The 19,239-nt window shown below is 69.4% G+C and carries 16 protein-coding genes; 7 read left to right on the top strand and 9 right to left on the bottom strand.

Annotated features, from left to right (window positions below):
- Positions 1–487: 487 nt before the first annotated feature.
- The 4 genes from AC07C1_RS01515 (at position 488) to AC07C1_RS01500 (ending at position 4,952) form a co-directional block, all read left to right on the top strand.
- The gene (locus AC07C1_RS01515; protein ID WP_478936156.1) at positions 488–1,432 is read left to right on the top strand and encodes an alpha/beta fold hydrolase; all 945 of its coding nucleotides are present in this window, start codon (positions 488–490) and stop codon (positions 1,430–1,432) included.
- Between the two features lie 458 nt (positions 1,433–1,890).
- Complete coding sequence (locus AC07C1_RS01510; RefSeq protein WP_478936154.1) at positions 1,891–2,949, top strand: right-handed parallel beta-helix repeat-containing protein; 1,059 nt, start codon at positions 1,891–1,893, stop codon at positions 2,947–2,949.
- Positions 2,950–4,224: 1,275 nt separating this feature from the next.
- Positions 4,225–4,578: a peptidoglycan-binding domain-containing protein gene (locus AC07C1_RS01505; protein ID WP_478936153.1), complete on the top strand. Its 354-nt coding sequence runs from the start codon at positions 4,225–4,227 to the stop codon at positions 4,576–4,578.
- 56 nt (positions 4,579–4,634) lie between these two features.
- Complete coding sequence (locus tag AC07C1_RS01500; protein ID WP_478936152.1) at positions 4,635–4,952, top strand: carboxylesterase family protein; 318 nt, start codon at positions 4,635–4,637, stop codon at positions 4,950–4,952.
- Here the strand turns inward: AC07C1_RS01500 and AC07C1_RS01495 are convergent.
- The 7 genes from AC07C1_RS01495 to AC07C1_RS01465 form a co-directional block, all read right to left on the bottom strand.
- Positions 4,936–5,592: a TetR/AcrR family transcriptional regulator gene (locus AC07C1_RS01495; protein WP_478936151.1), complete on the bottom strand. Its 657-nt coding sequence runs from the start codon at positions 5,590–5,592 to the stop codon at positions 4,936–4,938. The genes AC07C1_RS01500 and AC07C1_RS01495 overlap by 17 nt on opposite strands.
- A 46-nt stretch (positions 5,593–5,638) precedes the next feature.
- A complete protein-coding gene (locus AC07C1_RS01490; RefSeq protein WP_478936150.1) occupies positions 5,639–6,430 on the bottom strand; it encodes an SDR family oxidoreductase in 792 nt (263 codons plus the stop codon).
- Between the two features lies 1 nt (position 6,431).
- Positions 6,432–7,688, bottom strand: a complete 1,257-nt coding sequence (locus AC07C1_RS01485) for an acyl-CoA dehydrogenase family protein (RefSeq protein WP_478936149.1) — start codon at positions 7,686–7,688, stop codon at positions 6,432–6,434.
- Between the two features lie 431 nt (positions 7,689–8,119).
- On the bottom strand, positions 8,120–8,812 hold the full coding sequence (locus AC07C1_RS01480) for a TetR/AcrR family transcriptional regulator (RefSeq protein ID WP_478936148.1): 693 nt from the start codon (positions 8,810–8,812) through the stop codon (positions 8,120–8,122).
- An 87-nt stretch (positions 8,813–8,899) separates the two neighbouring features.
- On the bottom strand, positions 8,900–10,423 hold the full coding sequence (locus AC07C1_RS01475) for an AMP-binding protein (RefSeq protein WP_478936147.1): 1,524 nt from the start codon (positions 10,421–10,423) through the stop codon (positions 8,900–8,902).
- Between the two features lie 139 nt (positions 10,424–10,562).
- Positions 10,563–11,189, bottom strand: coding sequence for an HAD family hydrolase (locus AC07C1_RS01470; RefSeq protein ID WP_478936146.1), 627 nt, complete (start codon positions 11,187–11,189; stop codon positions 10,563–10,565).
- A 152-nt stretch (positions 11,190–11,341) separates the two neighbouring features.
- Positions 11,342–12,541: an acetyl-CoA C-acyltransferase gene (locus AC07C1_RS01465; RefSeq protein WP_478936144.1), complete on the bottom strand. Its 1,200-nt coding sequence runs from the start codon at positions 12,539–12,541 to the stop codon at positions 11,342–11,344.
- Positions 12,542–12,858: 317 nt separating this feature from the next.
- Between AC07C1_RS01465 and AC07C1_RS01460 the strand changes: the two genes are divergently transcribed.
- The 3 genes from AC07C1_RS01460 (at position 12,859) to AC07C1_RS01450 (ending at position 16,406) form a co-directional block, all read left to right on the top strand.
- Positions 12,859–13,698, top strand: coding sequence for an alpha/beta fold hydrolase (locus AC07C1_RS01460; protein WP_478936143.1), 840 nt, complete (start codon positions 12,859–12,861; stop codon positions 13,696–13,698).
- 47 nt (positions 13,699–13,745) lie between these two features.
- Entirely contained in the window at positions 13,746–14,567 is an 822-nt protein-coding gene (locus tag AC07C1_RS01455; protein ID WP_478936142.1) for an SCO6745 family protein, read from the top strand.
- A 1,506-nt stretch (positions 14,568–16,073) separates the two neighbouring features.
- The gene (locus tag AC07C1_RS01450; protein WP_478936141.1) at positions 16,074–16,406 is read left to right on the top strand and encodes a putative quinol monooxygenase; all 333 of its coding nucleotides are present in this window, start codon (positions 16,074–16,076) and stop codon (positions 16,404–16,406) included.
- A gap of 270 nt (positions 16,407–16,676) precedes the next feature.
- Here the strand turns inward: AC07C1_RS01450 and AC07C1_RS01445 are convergent, their stop codons facing one another.
- On the bottom strand, positions 16,677–18,401 hold the full coding sequence (locus AC07C1_RS01445; protein WP_478936140.1) for an acyl-CoA dehydrogenase family protein: 1,725 nt from the start codon (positions 18,399–18,401) through the stop codon (positions 16,677–16,679).
- A gap of 96 nt (positions 18,402–18,497) precedes the next feature.
- Positions 18,498–19,070, bottom strand: coding sequence for a PadR family transcriptional regulator (locus AC07C1_RS01440; RefSeq protein WP_478936139.1), 573 nt, complete (start codon positions 19,068–19,070; stop codon positions 18,498–18,500).
- Positions 19,071–19,239 lie beyond the last annotated feature (169 nt).

Genomic DNA, 19,239 nt, shown 5'->3' with positions numbered 1-19,239 from the left:
GCGGTCGGCCCGCGCCCCGTCGCCGGCTGCGGACGCCGGAACGGCCGCGAAGGAGAGCAGAGCGACGGCGAGTGTGGAGCCACAAGCGGTTCGGATACCCACGTCTCGTCCCTTTCTTCAGCTGTCGACCCGGTCCCCGATGCCCACCCGCGGCATCTTGTGAGGGCCCGCGCCCAGTCCGTCCATGATCGGTCGGCAGACCAAGGCAGAGGCCTCCGCCGTCATCCCCTCGGGGACGCGGCCGCCGGTGCCCTCCACCCCTGCCGACCCTCCCTGGCCTTCAGGAAGTACAACGCCCCGTCTCTCCCCCGTACACGAGTTGATGCCCCACCAGCAACCACCCACCGCGCACGGCCCGTCGGAACAGCGGCTTGCGAGCCAATCCGCTGAATCCCCGGCGCACCGCAGACCATTGAGAGGCACAATGGGTGCCGTCAGCGCGCTTGGACCGGCCTGACCCACCACGGGGGCGGATTCAGGGGTCTCGATGAAGGTGCGACCGATCTGGGGTGCCGCTGCGGCGGCCGTCGCTGCCATCGCGGCGCGGGCAGCGGCCCGCCGGATCGAACGTCGGCCGGATCCCGTCCCCTACGAACGGCTCCGCCGCGAGCCCGAGGGCGAGGAAGTGTTCCTCTCCCGTCCCGACGGGACGGTGCTGCGCGCCCTCGTCGCGGGTGAAGGGCCACCGGTGGTGCTGGCCCATGGATACGGTGTCTCTCTCCTGGAGTGGAACCTGGTGCAGGCCACCCTGGTGGCGAGCGGTTACCGTGTCATCGTCTTCGATCAGCGTGGCCATGGAGGGTCGACGTTCGGGGCGGACGGCATCGGCTCCGCCCCCATGGCGCAGGACTACCTGGCGGTCCTCGAACACTTCGACGTACACGACGGAGTGCTCGTCGGGCATTCCATGGGCGGATTCGTCGCGCTTCGTGCCGTGCTCGACCATCCCTGCGTCGCCCGGCGACTGCGCGGTCTGGTGCTGTTCGCGACGTGGGCGGGCCGCATTTACGACGGAGCGCCGCACAACCGGCTGCAGATCCCGCTGCTGCGGACGGGCCTCCTCCAGCGGCTGGCACGCACCCGCACGGGCGGAATCCTCTTCGGAGCCGCTCAGTGCGGCAAACGCCCCTCGCCAGCGATGATCGACGTTTTCCTCGAGGTCTTCCTCCGCCAGGCCCACACCTCCCTCGTGCCGATCGTGCGGGCGTTCGCCCGCGAGGACCGTTACCCACGCCTGACCGCGATCACGGTCCCCACCGTCGTCATGGTCGGCTCGGCCGATCGCAGCACACCGCCCAGCCACTCCCGGCGCCTGGCCGCCGGAATACCGGGCGCACGGCTCGTCACCGTGCCGGACGCCGGACACATGTTGAACTGGGAGAACCCCGACGCCCTGGTGCAGGCCGTCGTCTCCCTGCACGAGGCTCCTTGACCCACTGCCGCCCCGCGGAACGCACGCCGCCGGGCGGCAAGCCGCCACGGGAGGTTCGGGGGCGGTTCTCGCCAGTATGCGAACGTGCTCGGCGATGGCCGGCAGCAGGCTGATCCGTCCTCCGATGCGGCTTGGGCAAAGGGTGGCGAGTAGCCGTGGTTGACCACCGTGCCGTCCTCGGCAAGGGAGCGGTCTTGGCCAGGTTGTCTCAAGCCTGCAGTGCCGAAGCAGTCAGACGTCCGCGGCCCGTCGCGGCAGCTAGGGCCAGTTCTCGCCGGCAGGCCAAGCCCTTGCGCGTTCATTCGTGGGGGTGAAAGGGGTGCGGACGGGGGAACAGGGGAACCCGGATCAAGCCTTCAGCCCCTCAGGCGGGGCACTATGAGAGCAGTTGCGCCAAAATCCCGTTAAGTGATGTTCATCCTATTCGGAGTGAGGAGCCGACTCTAGGTTCTGGGTCCATGACCAAGGCCAAGAAGACAGCAGCAACCAACGGGAAAGCGTTAGCCGTGGCGGCCGCGGTGCTCGGTGTCGTCACCGTGGTGCCGGGCCACGGTGACGCTCACGCGGCGACAGCTCAGCCGATCGTGGTCGACAGCACGCAGGACGCCCCCGATGCGTCCCGCCGTGACGGGAAGTGCCTGTCGACCAAGGGAGGATGCACGCTGCGTGCGGCAGTCATGGAAGCCAACGCGCACCCCGGTTCGACGATCACGATCCCCGCAGGCCGCTACAGTCTCGGCATACCTCCCCTGCTCGGGCGGCCCTTCACCGACTACACCCTCGCGGACGCGGCACACGGCAACCTGAAAATCTTCGCGCCCACCACCATCACCGGTGCCGGGGCGGACAAGACCGTGATCGACGGCCACGGCATCGACCGGGTGTTCACCGTCATGCGGCCGGCCACGATCTCCGGCCTCACGATTACCCGTGGCCGCTCCGAACCCACGGCGTCCGCGTACAACTACTACGGCGGTGGCGCCGCGCTGAACGCCTCCAACCTGACGATGGAGCGGGTCCGTCTGACCCGGAACAGCGGGAGGATCGGCGGTGCCGTCCAGAACATTCCGTTCAGTTCATTCACTCTGCGTGACAGCCTGGTGGATCACAACGAGGCGGGCGAGGCCGGCGGCATCCGCTTCGACTGGTCGGGGCGGATCGAGCGGTCGGTCATCACCAACAACCGGGTCGTCGACCCGTACGATCCCACCCGACCCGGCGAACTGGCCGGATACGGCGGTGGCATCGACGTACGGGGCAGCAAGGACGTCACCCTCGTGGGCTCCAAGGTGACCGGCAACCATGCCGAGAAGGGCGGTGGCGGCATCAACATCACCCTCGCCTATATTCCGGCCCCGCCGGTCAGGGTCGGCCCCGGCACGGTCCGGCTCAAGAACACCATCGTCAAGGACAACTCCCGCTTGGCAGGCGAGGACAACTGCCGTGCCGTACTCGCCCGGTTCGAGGACCTGGGTGGCAACACGGACTCCGACGGCAGCTGCGGACTGCGCCGGTAGCTCCCCTCCGACCAGTGGAAGCACCGCCAGGAGCAGCCAAGGCGGCGCTGATCGTGGCAGCCGCCGGCACCTGCCCACAGCAGCGTCGACTGCCGGCTGCGGGCAGGTAGCCAGCAGGCCGGCGGGGCAGTCTCGCTGACTGCCCCGCCGCACCGGTCCGGATACTGCAGGACCGGTGGGTGGCGTTTACCTCGCTGCCGGGATTCCTGCCGAGCACCTCGACCGGATCCTGGCCGCCGATCCGTACGCGCTCAACGGTGTTGCCACGCACCGCGTCGTGGAGTTCCTACCCTCGCTGGTCGCGAATGGCCCGGAGGGGGATGAACTCGCCTGGCCAGGACACTGGCGCGTTCTCCGCATGCCCGCGCTCGGCACCCCGCTCGCCGTCCTCACGCCATCGGTTGACGGTGCGGCCGCTGTCCTTCCTGTTTCTCATCTGCCGACTTCTGGCAGCGGATTGAGACAGCCCTGGACGGACTGCGTATCGCTGCACAAGGAAACGGGCGTCCCACGGATGTGGGCCGAGGAGGAATGCCGATGGAACGCGACGGCGCCGAACCGCAGCCGGCCCTCGCTCTGGAGCGTGACGCCGGGCAAGAGATCCAGGAATCCTTCCAGGCGATCCTGGACGCCCTTGACGCCGCACGCACCGAGCTCTATGTCGAGAACGGGAACCGGCGAACGGCGAGCCCGCCGCGATCCTTCGATCACCACGGCGAAGCGGCCGCGAACGGCAGCCGAGCAGATCCTGCCCAGGCCCCCTCGTCCCCGCCGGCTCCCCTGCCTCCGGCCGCGTATCCGCGGACACAGCGGATGGGGCCTGGGCCCGCAGGTCTGGTTCCCGCCCCAGTTCCCGCCCCTCCGCAAGGCGTTCCGCCGTCCGTCGTGGATCCGCCGCGGACCGGTCATGTGCGCCGGTCTCCGCAGGACCCCGTGGTGCAGCCGCTGTGGTCGCGCGGCGTGCCGCAGGAGGCGGGGGCGCAGCCCACCGCGAGCGAGGCAGGCCCGACGCGGTCCGAGCCGTCGGCAGCCCGCCCTGTCCCCGGGCCTGTGCCGGCGAGCGTGCGCTGCGGAGCCGGCTCGCCTCCGGACTCCCCCTGGACGGCCGACCCGGGACGCTCTGCTCCGTACACGGCGCCTCTCGGCGCCCCGCCCCATCAGACGCCACCGCGCCCGGACACCGTCCAGCCGCCCGTACCGAAGGGAAGCCCAGGACATCGGCGGTTCACCAACCGGCGGCACGTCCGGGCCGCCGGAATCTTCGGGCTGGGTGCCGTGAGCGGACTGATCCTTGCCTCTTCGCTGCTCAGGAACGAGCACTCCGAGCCGGCGGCGCCGCCTGCCTCCCTGGAGCAACCCGAACGGCCGCTGCCCGGCGACACCTCGCTCCCCGAGATCCCGGGCACCGGCGTACTGCGTGAGGGCGACAGCGGGCATGGGGTGTACGAGTTGCAGGTGCGTCTGCTCCAGATCCCGCGGCTCTACGACGGCGGTGCGATCGACGGCCGCTTCGACACGGAGGTCCGGCAGGCTGTGGCCCGATTCCAGAAAGGGTTCGGCATCCGCGGGGACGAGACCGGCGTGTACGGGGACAACACCCGCTACGCCCTCATGCTGCGTACGAAGTAGTCTCGCCGGCTGTGAACGTGCCCGGAGAGCCGGGAAGCCCCTGGTCCCGGTGAGCCATGGAGATCTTCGAGCCCGCGCCCCGCCCTGGCCACCGCCGTGGCCGCCGTAGCGGCCCTGCTGCTGTCCTTTCCCACTCCCCCGGCCACGGCCCATGCCGATGCCGGCCACGACTCCCCGGTCGTGCGCACCGACCGTGGGTTCACGGGGCAGCCGCCCGTGACGGCGGGCGAATCTTCCAGGGGATTCCGTTCGCCGCCTCGCCGACCGGTGACCTGCGCCGGCGTCCGCCGCAACCCGTCGCACGGTGGTCCGGCGTACGGGACGCCACCACACCCGCCCGTCCCGGGTACCGGTTCGTCATTCCCTGTTCGTGACGCCGTGCGACGGGGCGTCCTCGCCCGGGACGCCCCGTACCGGAGTGCCGTGGTGAGCGGCCAGTGCCAGCAACGCCACACGCAACGGCGCCGTCTCCAGGGCGGTCCACGAATCGAACCAGCGGGCCACGGCTGTTCCGCTCGCCGTCCTGAGCGTGAAGCGCGCCAACTCGTCCGCCACCTCCGGGCGGTCACGCAACCCGGAGACGGCGCTCACCGAGTGCCGTGCCCAGACCACCAGCGCGTCGCGGTACCGACGCACCTCGGCCACGGCCGCCGCACTGGCATCCTGCTGCACCATGCCCAGCCCCAGCAGCAGCCGCAGCCCGTGCGGATGACGTTCGAACGCGTCCCTGACCTCGGCCAGAAAGGTGTCCAGGCGGTGGGTGACGTCGGCGCCCGGCACCTCGGCCGGAGGCAGGGCCGCCGGCAGCTCGGTCCTGGCGCTCCAGCACGCGACGTAAATACCGTCCTTGCTGCCGAAGTGCCAGTAGAGGGAACTGGTCGGCAGACCGCACGCGGCGGAGATCATCGAGGTGGACGTGGCGGCACAGCCGTACCGCGCCATCAGTTCGCCGGCGGTGTCGAGAATCGCGTCCCGGGACCGTGCGCCGCGGTCCTGGGCCGGTGCCTCCGTCATACCGCTGACTCTGGACGACACGAGACCGACGGGCCGATGCGTGGATTCAGCCGCGCTGGAAACCGGTGCCGGCGCCTCGCCTGAACGGGAGCGCGTCACCGAGGAGTTGCCCGCCGTCGATCACCATCGTCTCGCCGGTGATCCAACTCGCGGCGTCCGAGACGAGAAACGCGACCGCCGAGGCGATGTCGGCAGGCTCCCCTATGCGCCCAAGTGCCGTCGCGTCGGACACGGCCTGCTCGTGCTCCTTCCACAGAGCCTCGGCCAGCTTCGTGCGCACCACACCCGGTGCCACCGCGTTGACGCGAACCTTCGGCGAGAGTTCGAGGGCCAGTTGTTTCGTGAGGTGGATCAGTGCGGCCTTCGACGCGTTGTACAATCCGATGTTCGCCTCGAAGGCCATGCCGCCGACCGACGCGGTGTTGACGACCACGCCGCCGTGCTCGCCCATCCAGGCCCGCGTGGCCAGACCCGTCCACAGGACGGGAGCCCACAGGTTCACGTCGAAGGTCTTGGCGAACCGGCCGTGGTCCTGATCGATGACGGGCCCGAAGGCCGGGTTGGTTCCCGCGTTGTTGACGAGGATGTCCAGGCTACCGAAGCGCTCGAGCGTCAGATCGACACAGCGCCGGGCCGCTTCTTCGTCGACCGCGTGCGCGCCGACGCCGACCGCCGTGCCCCCGACCTGGGCCGCGGCGGCGTCGGCCGCCTCCTGGGACCGGGAGGTGAGGACGACGTTTCCGCCGGCGGCGGCGATGGCCTGGGCGATCGCCAGCCCGATCCCGCGCGAGGCGCCCGTGACGACGGCGGTGCGACCGGTGAGATCCAGTCCTGTCATGTCAGTTCACCACTGCCTTGTGACCGCCGGCGGTGACCGTGCCGGTGACCTCGTCGCGGTACTGCCGCAGTTCGTGCCTGGCGATGGCCCGCTTGTGGACCTCGTCGGGACCGTCCGCGAGCCGCAGCGTCCGCAGCTGCGCGTACATCATCGCCAGCGGGAAGTCCTCGGTCACTCCTGCCGCTCCGTGCACCTGGATCGCGCGGTCGATGATCTTCAACGCGATGTTCGGAGCGGCCACCTTGATGGCCGCGATCTCGGTGCGGGCTTCCTTGTTCCCGACCGTGTCCATCAGATACGCGGCCTTGAGCGTGAGCAGGCGGATCATCTCGATGTCGATCCGCGCTTCCGCGATCCAGTCCTGGATGTTGGAGCGTTCGGCAACCGGACTGCCGAAGGTCACCCGTGACTGCGCGCGCCGGCACATCAGCTCCAGCGCCCGCTCGGCCGCGCCGATGGCCCGCATGCAGTGGTGGATTCGACCGGGCCCGAGCCGGGCCTGGCTGATCGCGAACCCCTCTCCCTCGCCCTTGAGAACGTCCTTGGCCGGCACCCGTACGTCGGTGAAGTCGATTTCGGCGTGCCCCTCACGGTCCTGGTAGCCGAACACCGGCAGGCCGCGCATCACCGTGACCCCGGGGGCGTCGATCGGGACGACCATCATCGACTGCTGGCGGTGCGGAGCAGCGGTGGGGTCCGTCTTCCCCATGACGATGAGCACCTTGCAGTTGCGGTGCAGGGCGTTGGACGCGAACCACTTGCGGCCGTTGAGCACGTACTCGTCGCCGTCGCGCTCCATCCGCAACTCGATGTTGGTGGCGTCGGAGCTGGCTACGCGCGGCTCGGTCATCGCGAAGGCCGAGGCCATCGTCCCGTCGAGCAGGGGCCTGAGGTACTTCTCCTTGTGCTCGTCGCTGCCGAACAGCGTGAGCACCTCCATGTTGCCGGTGTCGGGAGCGTTGCAGTTGCACGCTTCGGAGGCGATGTGACTGCGCCCCATGATCTCCGCCAGCGGCGCGTACTCGAGGTTCGTCAGCCCGGGGCCCCACTCCGGGTGCGGGTGGAAGAGGTTCCACAGTCCGCGCCCCCGCGCCTCCGCCTTGAGATCCTCGATGATCGGCGGGTGGAAGTGCGGGTCACCCGACGCGCGCATCTGCTCGTGGTAGACCGCCTCAGCGGGGTAGACGTGCGAATCCATGAACTCCAGCAGATCCGCCTGGTATTTCTGGGCGCGGTCCGACATCTCGAACAGGGACATCCGAACTCCTGACGGGTAGGGAGGGAAAGGTCGGCGGGCGCTTGTCGAGGTGACTGGCCACGCCTTCGACCACATCGGACCCGGAAGGTCTGAAGCGTGAGGCCTTCCGCCCGGGCCGCGGCATCGGCGTAGGTGCCGTCCGCGTCGTGCTCTTCCCCACCTGTATAATTGAATCTGACGTCAAGTTCAACAGTTGGGGCCCGCGGCTCCCCGTGGAGGGGGCCGCCCGGCCTCGTTGAACTGCGAATCGGGAACCGTCGGCATCGCCGGGCTCAGCGAACGGGCCGGAGAGAAGGCATCCGGCACCACCCGGTGCGATCAGGCAGGCGGTCGAGCGCGCGCTCGCGCAAGCCGGTCCTCGCTCGGATGTGGCGCCAGGAAACGCCGAACGGCCGTAAGGGGCAGGCTTCGTCCCGGGCCAGGCCGCCGGATCAGCGGTGGCCGGGGAACCGCAGGGCGTTCGCCCAGAGCCGGGTGACCGTGGAGACGAGTTCCTCGAAGTCCACCGGGGCATCACCCTCTTGCCGTTCGCCGAGCACGAAGGCGTTGTAGGCCATGACGCTGACCATGCCCGACAGTGCACGGGAGGCCATCATCGGATCCAGCTCACGGTCTGCGACACTCCGCGCCTGGAGGTCGGCGATGCCGCGGGCATTGCGGCGGATGAACGCGTCAGCGCGCCGGCTTCGGAACTTACGGAACTCCGGCTCGACCTGTGCGACCTGCTCGAGCAGGGCCATCAGCTTCGCATTCCGTCTGTACGCCTCGAGATACGCGCGATTGCTCGCCTCGAGTACCGCATAGGGATCGTCGGTGCCCTGCACCCGGCCCATGCCGGGGTGCATCATGTCCTCCTGCGCCTCCAGGAGGACGGCGGCAAGCACCTCTTCCTTGTTGGCGAAATAGGTGTAAAAGGACCCCGCCGCGCATTGAGCCTCTTTGGTGATGTCGGTCAGGCGGGTGTCGAGGTAGCCGTCCCGTTCGAACACCTTCCGCGCGGCCTGCACCAAAGCCGCTCGTGTCCGCGCTCCGCGCTTCGTCGTAGGCGGCTCGCGAAGGTGCGAGAGGGGCGCCATGGGCGGTGCCTTCTCGCCGTCGATCCCCTCGGGCACAGTGGTGTCCATCCCGGAAACTGTACTTGAATCCGACGCCATAGTCACAAACCCGCAGGGCGCGCGGGGCCCACGGGCGGCGCCGCCGAAACGGGATGTTCAGTGGGAGGCGGCAACGTCGCCGGGCGCCGTGTCGCGGCTCAGAGCGGTACGGTCGATGGACCGCTTGAGGATCTTCCCGGTCGGGCCCTTGGGCAGCGCGTCGACGAACCGGACGATGCGCGGGATCTTGTAGGCGGACAGCCGCTCTCGTGCCCAGCTCGACACCTCGGCGGCACCGATTTCCGAACCGGGCCGGGCGGCGATGAGCGCGGCGACCTCCTCGCCGTAGTGCTCGTCGGGAACGCCGATCACGGCCGCCTCGACGATGTCCGGATGCTCGTAGAGAACTTCCTCGACCTCACCGGGGTAGACGTTGTAACCGCCGCGGATGATCAGGTCCTTGATCCGGTCGACGATGCGCAGGTCGCCTGCCGTGTCGGTTTCGCCGAGGTCGCCCGTCCGGAACCAGCCGGCGGACGAGAGTGCCGCGGCGGTGTCCGCGGGGCGGTTCCAGTAGCCGCTCATCACCGTGGGTCCCTTGATGTGGACCTCGCCGACGGTACCCGGCGGACACTCGTTGCCCTCGATGTCGCGCACCTGGACCTGCATCCCCGGGACCGCCCGGCCGGTGTACCCGGTCTTGCCGCCGCGGTCGATGTCGTTGAAGGTGCCGAACGCGGTGGTCTCGGTGAGCCCATAGCCTTCGAGAATGGTGCAGCCGAAGCGGGCCTCGAAGGCCCGGGCGATATCTCCGGGCAGCGAGGCGCCGCCGGAGACGGCGACACGGAGTTGGGCGAAGTCCGCCGGGTCGGAATCGCCCGCCGCGTGCAGCAACGCGTTCCACATGGTCGGTACGCCGGCCATGATGGTGAGCCGGTCGCGGCGCAGCATCTCCAGCATCGACGCCGGGTCGAATCGGCTCAGCAACGACATAGAACCACCCACGGTCAACGTCGCCATCATGACCGCCGCCTGCCCGAACACGTGGAACAGCGGGAGTCCGGTGCCGGTTCGGTCGGTGCTCGAGGCGCGGCTGCACTCGGCGCCGATCTCGCCGGCGGACAACAGGTTCCCGACGGTGAGTTGGGCCCCCTTCGGCCGACCCGTGGTGCCCGAGGTGTACAGGATGGCCGCGGTGTCGTCGCGGTCCCGGTCGACTACGTGGGCCGGGCTTGCTCCGGTCACCGATGCGCCCGGGGACAGCGGCCGGAAGGGCACCTTCAGCGCCGCTGCCGCCTCCGCGACGGCGGGGCCGAGGGCGTGCCATGCGATCGCCGATGAGCACCCGGCGTCGCCGAGAACATATTCGACCTCCGCCCGGGTGGACATCGTGTTGACCGGCACCACGACACAGCCCGCGGCCTGAATCCCGAGGTAGGCCACCACGAACTCGGGCACCGACGGCGCCGCGAGCAGCACCCGGTCCCCGGGGGACAGGCCCGCGGCGGCCAAGGCGCCCGCGTACCGTGCGCTCGCGTCGCGCAGCTGACGGTAGGTCCACTGCTCGTCGGCGCCGCGCAGCGCGATGTTGTCGGGAGTGGCGGCCGCGTGGCGGCGCACAGGATCGAACACGTTGGTCATGGGTGGTGCCTTCCGGGATGTGAGGAGGTGACGGTGCGGGTCTCGCCCTCGCCGATCAGTTGACTTGGCCCGGCCCCGGCAGGGTCCGCGGCCGGTGTGGCCGGATGACCGGCCTCACTGCGTCCGGTAGGTCGATCGATCAGGCGGTGATCCCGAAGCGTTCGGCGAGTTGGCGGCGGGTGTCGGCGGCGCTGGTGTGCAGTACGCCCCCGATTCCGATCCGTGCCGCTCCGTCGAGGTTCTGCTGCAGATCGTCGATCATGACTGCCTCCTCGGGGTCGATGCCGAGGCGTTCACATGCGATCGCGTAAATCCTCCGGGAGGGCTTGCGGATCCCGACCTCGGCGGAGATGACGACCACATCGGCAACAGCGGCGAGGTCGACGCCGTCGTAGGTTCCGGTACCGAACGAATTGGACACGAGCGCAACCGGACGGCCGGCGACTCGAAGATCACCGAGCAGTGCGAGCATGTCCTGGTCGATCGACATTCCCGCCTGCATCCGCGCGGTGAGCCCCTCGGCCGGTACGTCGGCGCCGTGGACGCGGAGACGTTCGGCGAATCCCCGCTCGAAGGCCTCGGCGTCGATACGGCCGCACTCGTGGTCGGCCAGGAGGGTGCGTGACGGCTCGTCCCGGCCGAGGAGGTCCAGAGGCAGGCGCGGGTCACCGCCGAGCGAGGCGCCGAAGTCGGTGAAAGCCCGCAACACACTGGAGGTGATGACCCCGCCGAAGTCCACCAGGACCCCGATTCGGGTCTTTTCCACCACGTTGGACACGGTGTCCACGCCTCTCTCTCGCGGTCGGCTTGCCGTCGGACCGTGCGACGGCAGCCATGTTTCGCCGGCTCTCACGAAGCGCCCCTGGTACCGCGCCCGGCCGGTCCTTGCATCCCCCGTTTTCAGCAGGGCCGCCCGGCTCAGGCGACCTCGAAGAGTCCGGCCGCACCCATTCCGCCGCCGACGCACATCGAGATCACCACATACCGGACGCCTCGGCGCTTGCCTTCGATAAGGGCATGCCCCACCAGCCGGGCACCGGTCATTCCGTACGGATGACCGACCGAGATCGCGCCGCCATTGACGTTGAACCGCTCCGGGTCGATGTGCAGTTCGTCACGGCAGTACAACGCCTGGGAAGCGAACGCCTCGTTGAGTTCCCACAGGCCGATGTCGTCAATGGTGAGGTTGTGCTGCTTCAGCAGTTTCGGAATGGCGAACACCGGACCGATGCCCATCTCCTCCGGCCCACAACCGGCAACGGTCATACCCCGGTAGACGCCCAGCGGTTCCAGTCCGCGGCGCTCGGCCTCCTTCGACTCCATCAACACGGACGCCGAAGCCCCGTCCGACAACTGCGAGGAGTTGCCCGCCGTCACGCTGGAATGCACGGTCACCTGACCGTCGGGCAGCACCGGCGCCAACCCGGCCAGGCCTTCGAGCGTCGTGGACGCCCGGTTGCCCTCGTCCCGGGTCAGGGTGACCTCCTCGTTCCGCACCTCCCCGGAGTGCTTGTCGAGAACCTTCTTGACGCTGGTGAGTGGGACGATCTCCCGGTCGAACCGGCCGGCCTCCTGCGCCGCCGCGGTGCGCTGCTGCGACACCAGCGCAAACTCGTCCTGGCGGTCCCGGCTCACGCCGTAGCGTTCGGCGACGATCTCCGCCGTCTGCAACATCGGCATGTAGATGCTCGGCTTGTGCTCGACCAGCCAGGGATCCGCCATGCGGTGGGTGTTCATGTGGTCGTTCTGCACCAGGGAGATCGACTCGACACCGCCGCCGACAGCGATGTGCATACCGTCCGTGACAATCTGCTTGGCGGCCGTCGCAATGGCCATCAGGCCCGACGAGCACTGCCGGTCGATCGACATCCCCGACACGGTGTCCGGAAGTCCGGCACGAAGAGTGGCCTGACGTGCGACGTTGCCACCAGAGGACCCCTGCTGCACGGAGCAGCCGAGGATCACATCCTCGACCTCACCGCCCTCGAGCCCGGCACGCTGCACCGCGTGCGAAAGGGCATGGGCGGCGAGTTCCTGCGCCTGGGTGTCGTTGAACGCGCCGCGGTACGCCTTTCCGATCGGCGTCCGTGCCGTCGAAACGATGACTGCTTCCCTCATGTCGCCTCACTGTCTGCTGTTGGTCCGATCGTCCGGGAGCTTCGGGGCCCGAATTCAGGGCTCCGTGAGCCGGGATCGATGCTGATAGGCGGTGCCGAGCGCCAACTGCTGGGCGGCGCGGGCTCATTGATCGTCTCTTGCGGTGACCGAGGACATGAGCCATGACCGCAGGGGCGACGGGAGTCGGCCTCCCGGTCGGTTATAGTTGAATTCGGCGTCATGTTCAACCACGCCCGTGGCCGATGAGTGCCTGCTCGCGCTTGACAGCCCGCTTCCCTCCCTGGAGGGTACCGACCAGTTGGTACGGGAGGTGGATCGTGACCCAGCTGAGCATCTCCACAGGTGCGGGCGTGTTCGACGCGGTCGTGGCGGGCCCGCCCGAGGGCCGCCCGGTGCTGCTGCTGCACGGCTTCCCTCAGACGGGGCTGGTGTGGCAACGACAGATCGCGGCGCTGGCCTCGCACGGCTACCGGGTGGTGGCACCGAACCAGCGTGGGTACTCCCCCGGCGCCCGCCCACAGCGGCCCGAGGACTATCGCATCAGCCTTCTCGTCGACGACCTGGTCGCGATCGGCGAGGAACTGGGCTGGGCGGCGTTCGACCTGGTCGGCCATGACTGGGGAGGCGCGGTGGCCTGGTGGACCGCTCACGCCCACCCCGGCCGCGTACGCACCCTGACGGTTGTCTCGACACCGCACCCCCGTGCTCTGGCCACCGCCCTGCGCACCGACCAGGATCAGCGCAAACGCTCGCACTACATGATCGACTGGCGCGAGACACCCGCGACCGAAGAGCGCATGCTCGCCCACGACGCCCGGGAGCTTCGCAACCTCTACGCCGGAAAGGTCCCGCGAGACAGTGCCGATGCCTACGTGCGCCACCTGTCCCAGCCGGGCGCTCTCACCGCGGCGCTGAACTGGTACCGGGCCGGCCGCCCCGACGGCGCGATCGGCGTCATCGACGTGCCCACGCTGTACGTCTGGAGCACGGAGGACAGCGCGTTCGGTCCGGCCGCCGCCCAGGAGACCGGTCGGTGGGTCAACGGGCCGTACCGGTTCGAGACCCTTCAGGGCGTCAGCCACTGGGTCCCCGAGGAAGCACCCGAAACGCTGAGCCGCCTGCTGCTCGAACACCTGCGAGCGCACGGCGCGTACTGAACCCGCAGCGAATACCCCGTTCGTCGACTCTCCGCAGAGGTGACCCCATGAAGACAGCGCGCACGGCCTGGCACCGCCTCGAGCCCGTACACGCCATGATCTACTTCGTCCCCGAGGCGAGGCGACGGTACGCGGACCTCGGACTGAGCGGACGCGCCGGGTACTTCACCTCCCGGAGCGCCGCGTTCGGCCGAGCCTCCGCCGAGCTGGTCATCTCGACCTTCTACAACTTCAACCCCGCTTTCGTACGGCGGGCGGTCGACGGAGCCTGGGACGCAACGACGCCGCAGCAGGTGCTGGACGCGCGGTACGCCGCTGCGGGCGAAGCTCTGCGGCGGGCGGGGATCCACGAGCTGCCCGACTTGGACGAGGTCCTGGTGCTGACCCGCCGGGCCGCCGAGGCGGCCTGCGAACACGCGCAGGGCCGCCCGCTGTTCGCCGCGCATGCCGCACTGCCTTGGCCGGAGGAGCCGGTACTGCGGCTGTGGCACGCCCAGACGCTGCTTCGGGAGTTCCGTGGAGACGGCCATGTCGCGTGCCTGCTGAGCGAGGGCATCGGGGGCTTGGAGGCCCTGGTACTGCACGCCGCCACCGGTGACGTTCCCGTCGACTTCCTCAAGGCGAGCCGCGCCTGGCCCGAGGAGGAGTGGGCCGACACCCAGGAGCGCCTGCGCAAGCGAGGTCTCCTCGACGGCGACTCCCTCAGCTCGGAAGGCGTACTCCTGCGCCGGCACATCGAGGATCGCACCGACCGCCTGGCCCTTCCCGCCTACGCCGCCCTGGGTGACGCCGACTGCGAGCGTCTCGCCGAACTCGCGAGCCCCTTCGGCCGCGCCGTCGTGCAAGCCGGCCTCCTGAAGATCGGCTGACCGGGCCTCGCGCTCGACCTGCTCGAACCGGGTGGGTACTCGGGCACCGCGGGCGGCACGGAGAACCCCGAGCACGGTCGTGGAGTCGACCGCGGCTGCCCGCGCACTGCGGTGCGGCGCCCACTGGACCCCCGCGGCGGGAAGCGGCCAATACGGTCAGTCCGGCAACTGCGCGCTGCCGGCCGGTTCGCGGCATGCTCGACACACTCGCCGGCTGGGGCACGAGGCCGCCGGTCGTGGTGGCCGACGCCGCCTATGGCACCGACGCGCACCCGCGGACAGGTGGAGATTTCTGCGCGCCGGGGAGCCCGGCCAGCGACTCAGCCACCGGCTTCCCGTTTGCCGCTCGGTGAGCCACTGATGGTGGGAGAGGCGCTGATGCTGGCGGAAGGACTGGCGGAGGGCGTCGCGGAAGGGGTTGCCCTCCGCGAGGGCGTGCTGGGGCGGCTACTGGAGGTTCGGGGGGTCGGCTTCGCCTTCCCCGGTGGCGGCGCACTGGTGGTGGCGGCGGGAGGCCGAGAGGCCGGTGACTTGCTGCGAGTTGCCGTCGGCAGGGGACGCCGGATCCTGTCATTGTTTCCGTCCCGGACGCCCTTTCGGGCCGGGTGCGTGGTCACACGCTCCGGTGAAGCCGGTGAAGCCGGTGACTCGGTGACGCGGGCCCCTGGCTCCTCGGGGGAGAGCTGTTCCGGAATCGAGGCTGCTCGTGGGGCTGTCGGCTGGGAGAGCACCGATGCAGTGGCCAGGCCTCCGAGGAGGGTGAAGGCGGCTGCGGCAAGAGACCGGACGGCATACTTCTTCAGCCGCGACGGTCGGTCGTCTGCCGGCAGGTCTCGCGAGGGCGTCGGTGACCCGGGAGAGGGGGACCCGGAAGAGCTCGGTCCCCCAATGAAGCGGACCTCGGGCATCGCGGCGTCGACGGCCGGAGCACCGTCTCTCCGATCACCCAACTGTGCCATGTCGGGGTCGTATGCCCCACACTCCGGGCAGGTTACGGCGCCGTTGAGCGTGCGGCTGCACGGGATGCAGTAGTCCATGAAGCGACCGATCTCAGTCCTTGAGTCGACGGGAGAGAAGGTGCCCCCAAGCCGGGCAGCAGTCAGCGGCGGGGAGACGTCACCTGGTTTGTTTCGGACCGATCTCTGACATGTGCGAACCTCCCCTCCTTACCGGCCTGCAGACGGGTCACCGGCTACTGGGGTCAACGGGGCGGATTGAGCGAGCGCTCAGCCGCCAGCTGAAAAGTGGGGTAGGTAACTCTGCTGGAAGGATCGTTGAACCGCGGCCCGTGGGCCGTGCGGCGGAATGCCGCGACGCGTTCGGTGCCGGAGGATCCGTAAGCCGGCGACTGCAAGCCGAGCTCGTACGATCGTGTCGCCGTGAGCGCTGGTGGCGCGGCCGGGAGGCAAAGCCCTGCCTGCCCGTGGACCGCCTCGTCGTCCCCACCCGCGCCGTACGCAACGCCTGTTGTGATGCAGGACGCACAGAAATCAGCGAAGGAATCCCATGATCTTCATCACCGCCAAGTTCCGAGTCCGTCCCGAGCACGCCGACCGCTGGCCCGAGATCACCGCCGACTTCACCCGGGCCACCCGCGCCGAACCCGGCTGCCTGTGGTTCGACTGGTCGCGCAGCGTGGAGGAGCCGACCGAGTACGTCCTGGTCGAGGCCTTCCGCGACGACGAGTCCGGGGCCGCGCATGTGCAGTCCGCGCACTTCAAGGCTGCGCAGCAGACGCTGCCGCCCCATCTGGTCGAGACGCCGCGCATCGTGAACGCGACCGTGCCGCAGGACGACTGGTCGCTCCTTGGGGAGATGGCGGTCCCCGGACAGGAGTAACTCTCGGGCCCGGTAGCACGCAGGTGATCTCCCAGCCGGTTCGGCTGCCGAGCTCGCCGGTGCGGTGCAGGCCGAGCCGTTGTGCCGGTTCGGCGAGGTGCAGGCGGACGGAGGCTTCGAGGGGTCGCCACCTTCGTGTGCTCGGGCGTCAGGCCCACCGGGCCACACCCCGCGTACTCGTTGTCCGCAGAGGAACGGGGACGGAGCCGAACACCGACCGGCCGGTGGCCGGGCCCACGCGGCCCGGCCACCGGTGATGCGCGGGCGCGCCTACGGGGCCATCTCATACGCGCCGGACAGCGCCTCGACGCGCTGCCAGACCCGCTCGGTGCGGGCCTCGTCGACGACCGGCCGCCGGACCGAACCCAGCGCCCACTCCTGCTGCTGTTCGGTCGCCGAGTCCTTGCCGTGCAGTTCGACGGCGTGCGCGGAGAAGTCCCGGACGAGGACGGCGAAGAGTTCGTCGAGCACGTCCTCGTCGAGTCCGGTCAGGGCGGCCTGTTCCAGGACGAGCTGCCCGTGCACGACGAGGGCGAAGAGCTGACCGACCGCGAGGACGAAGTCGAGGTCGCGGCTCTGCTCCTCGTCGGGGGCGGCCGTGGCGACGAACGCGCAGAGCGCGTCGGCCTGTTCGCGCAGGCGAGTGACGTTGGGCAGGTGCGCGTACGCGTCGAAGGCGGGCCGCCAGTCGTGGAAGCGCACCGAACCGAGGCCGCGGGCCGGTCCCTGCCGGAACAGGAAGTCGTCGTCGGCCGCGTCGAGGCGGGTCGGCACGCGGGGGTACTCGACCGGGTCGAGGAGGTGGCTGCGCATGAACTTCAGAATCAGCGCCAGGTTGACGTGGACCGTACCCTCCAGCTTCGGCAGACCGCGGATCTCCACGGCCGCCTGGGCGAAGTAGTTGTCCTTCTCGAAGCCCTTGGCCGCGACGACGTCCCACATCAGGTCGATGACCTTCTCACCCTCCGTGGTCACCTTCATCTTCGTCATCGGGTTGAAGAGCAGGTAGCGGCGGTCGTCCGGGCCGGCGGAGCGGAAGTAGTCGACAGCACGGTCGCTGAAGAACTTCATGCCGACGAGCCTGACGTACGCGTCGGTCAACTCGCGCCGCACGTGCGGGAAGCTGGTGACGGGACGGCCGTAGAGGATGCGGTTGCGGGCGTGGGTGACGGCCTCGTACATCGCGTGCTCGCAGATCCCGATCGAGGCGGTGCACAGGTTGAACTTGCCGACGTTGACGGTGTTGAGGGCGGCGTCGAAGGCGGCGCGGCCGGTGTGCAGGACGTCCTCGGCCGCTATGGGATAGTCCTCCAGGCGGAACTCGCTGACGAACTTCGAGGAGTCGACGACGTTCTTGACCAGGTGGTAGGCGGGATGACGGCTGTCGGCGGCGAAGAACACATAGCCGTCGGGGCCCTCGACGTCGGTGCGGCGGCCGAAGACGGAGACGAGTCCGGCGGCGTTGCCGTTGCCGATGTAGTACTTGGAGCCGGTGGCCCGGAAGCCAGCGTTGCCGTCGGGCTCCAGCAGCATGTCGGTGGTGTAGATGTCGGCACCGTGGGCCTTCTCGGACAGGCCGAACGCGAACACCTCTCCCTGCGTGAGGAGTTCCGCGGCGCGGGAGCGGGCGGCGGCGTTGTCGCTCTGCCAGACCGGACCGAGACCGAGGATCGTGACCTGCCAGGCGTACCAGTAGTCCAGGCCGTAGAAGCCCAGGATCTCGTTGAGCGCGGCGATCCGCGCGGTGTCCCACCGCTTGTCCGGTTCCCCCTTCCCCGCAGCGGACGACGGCGTCAGGAAGGTGGCGAACAGGTTCTCCTTCGCTGCGAAGGCGAGGAAGTCGCCGAGCCACGCGCGCGTCCGGTAATCCTCGATCAGCCGCCTCTTCCCACGCTCCTCGAACCAGTCGACGGTGGCACGCAGCAAGCGGCGCGTCTCGGGGTCGAAGTGTGCGGGGTCGTACGTGCGAGGGTTGAACAGCAGCTGGTCAGCCATGATGGGGACGCCTTTCGGCTGGTGGACGGGTGGGAATCGGGAGGCCGACGGCTGGACCGGCTTGAGCGGTCGGGCCGGCGGAGGGTGCGGCGGCGATCAGCAGCCCGGACCGAACCGGGCCAGCGTGGCAAGCACGTCGTCCAGCCAGTCGATCATCATCCGCTCGTAGGCGATGCCGCCGCGCAGTACCACATGCTGGAGGTCGCGCTCCGCATCGAGCGGCGCCTCTGCACCGGTCGCGCCTGCCTCGGGCCGCGTGAAGTCCCGTGCCTCTCCTGCGAGATAGTGCGCCAGCCGGTCCTGGTGCGCCTCCCGGTGTCGCTCCACCTCGCGGATCAGGGCGGCCGGGTCGTCGAAGGCGGCGCCCCGGATCTTCACGGCCAGGTCGTGGCGGACGCTCTCCGGCTCGATCGGATCGTGCAACCAGGAGGACAGCGCGGCCCGGCCGAGGTCGGCGACGCTGTACTCCTTCTTGTCCGGCCGCCCCTGCTGCGGGACGTCCCGGACGTCGACCCAACCGTCGTTCTCCATGCGCTTGAGCACGCGATAGATCTGTTGGTGGGACGCGGTCCAGAAGTAGCCGATGGACCGCTCGAAACGCCGGGCCAGCTCATAGCCGGATCCCGGCTTCTCCAGAAGCGACACCAAAATCGCGTGTTCGAGCGCCATGACACCGATCCTGCTATGCAACTCGTTGCATAGCAAGCCTCGCCCGCTCCGATGCGACGCGACTCACCCCCGGGCGACCCCTGTCCCAGCGGGAGAGTGGCGCGCGCTCGTTGCATGCCCGCACTGTCCGCGTTCACCGCGCGATCCGCTGGTGTGGGCGAAGCGCCCC

The organism is Streptomyces sp. NPDC045022 (assembly GCF_056432605.1).
The sequence above is the reverse complement of the archived record's forward strand: the minus strand, read 5'-3'. Positions and strand labels throughout refer to the sequence as shown.

Bases quoted from the DNA above. Each gene is read 5' to 3' on its own strand.
- AC07C1_RS01515 (WP_478936156.1), top strand. From the start codon at position 488: ATGAAGGTGCGACCGATCTGGGGTGCCGCTGCGGCGGCCGTCGCTGCC.
- AC07C1_RS01510 (WP_478936154.1), top strand. From the start codon at position 1,891: ATGACCAAGGCCAAGAAGACAGCAGCAACCAACGGGAAAGCGTTAGCC.
- AC07C1_RS01500 (WP_478936152.1), top strand. From the start codon at position 4,635: ATGGAGATCTTCGAGCCCGCGCCCCGCCCTGGCCACCGCCGTGGCCGC.
- AC07C1_RS01495 (WP_478936151.1), bottom strand. From the start codon at position 5,592: ATGACGGAGGCACCGGCCCAGGACCGCGGCGCACGGTCCCGGGACGCG.
- AC07C1_RS01490 (WP_478936150.1), bottom strand. From the start codon at position 6,430: ATGACAGGACTGGATCTCACCGGTCGCACCGCCGTCGTCACGGGCGCC.
- AC07C1_RS01485 (WP_478936149.1), bottom strand. From the start codon at position 7,688: ATGTCCCTGTTCGAGATGTCGGACCGCGCCCAGAAATACCAGGCGGAT.
- AC07C1_RS01480 (WP_478936148.1), bottom strand. From the start codon at position 8,812: ATGGACACCACTGTGCCCGAGGGGATCGACGGCGAGAAGGCACCGCCC.
- AC07C1_RS01475 (WP_478936147.1), bottom strand. From the start codon at position 10,423: ATGACCAACGTGTTCGATCCTGTGCGCCGCCACGCGGCCGCCACTCCC.
- AC07C1_RS01465 (WP_478936144.1), bottom strand. From the start codon at position 12,541: ATGAGGGAAGCAGTCATCGTTTCGACGGCACGGACGCCGATCGGAAAG.
- AC07C1_RS01455 (WP_478936142.1), top strand. From the start codon at position 13,746: ATGAAGACAGCGCGCACGGCCTGGCACCGCCTCGAGCCCGTACACGCC.
- AC07C1_RS01450 (WP_478936141.1), top strand. From the start codon at position 16,074: ATGATCTTCATCACCGCCAAGTTCCGAGTCCGTCCCGAGCACGCCGAC.
- AC07C1_RS01445 (WP_478936140.1), bottom strand. From the start codon at position 18,401: ATGGCTGACCAGCTGCTGTTCAACCCTCGCACGTACGACCCCGCACAC.
- AC07C1_RS01440 (WP_478936139.1), bottom strand. From the start codon at position 19,070: ATGGCGCTCGAACACGCGATTTTGGTGTCGCTTCTGGAGAAGCCGGGA.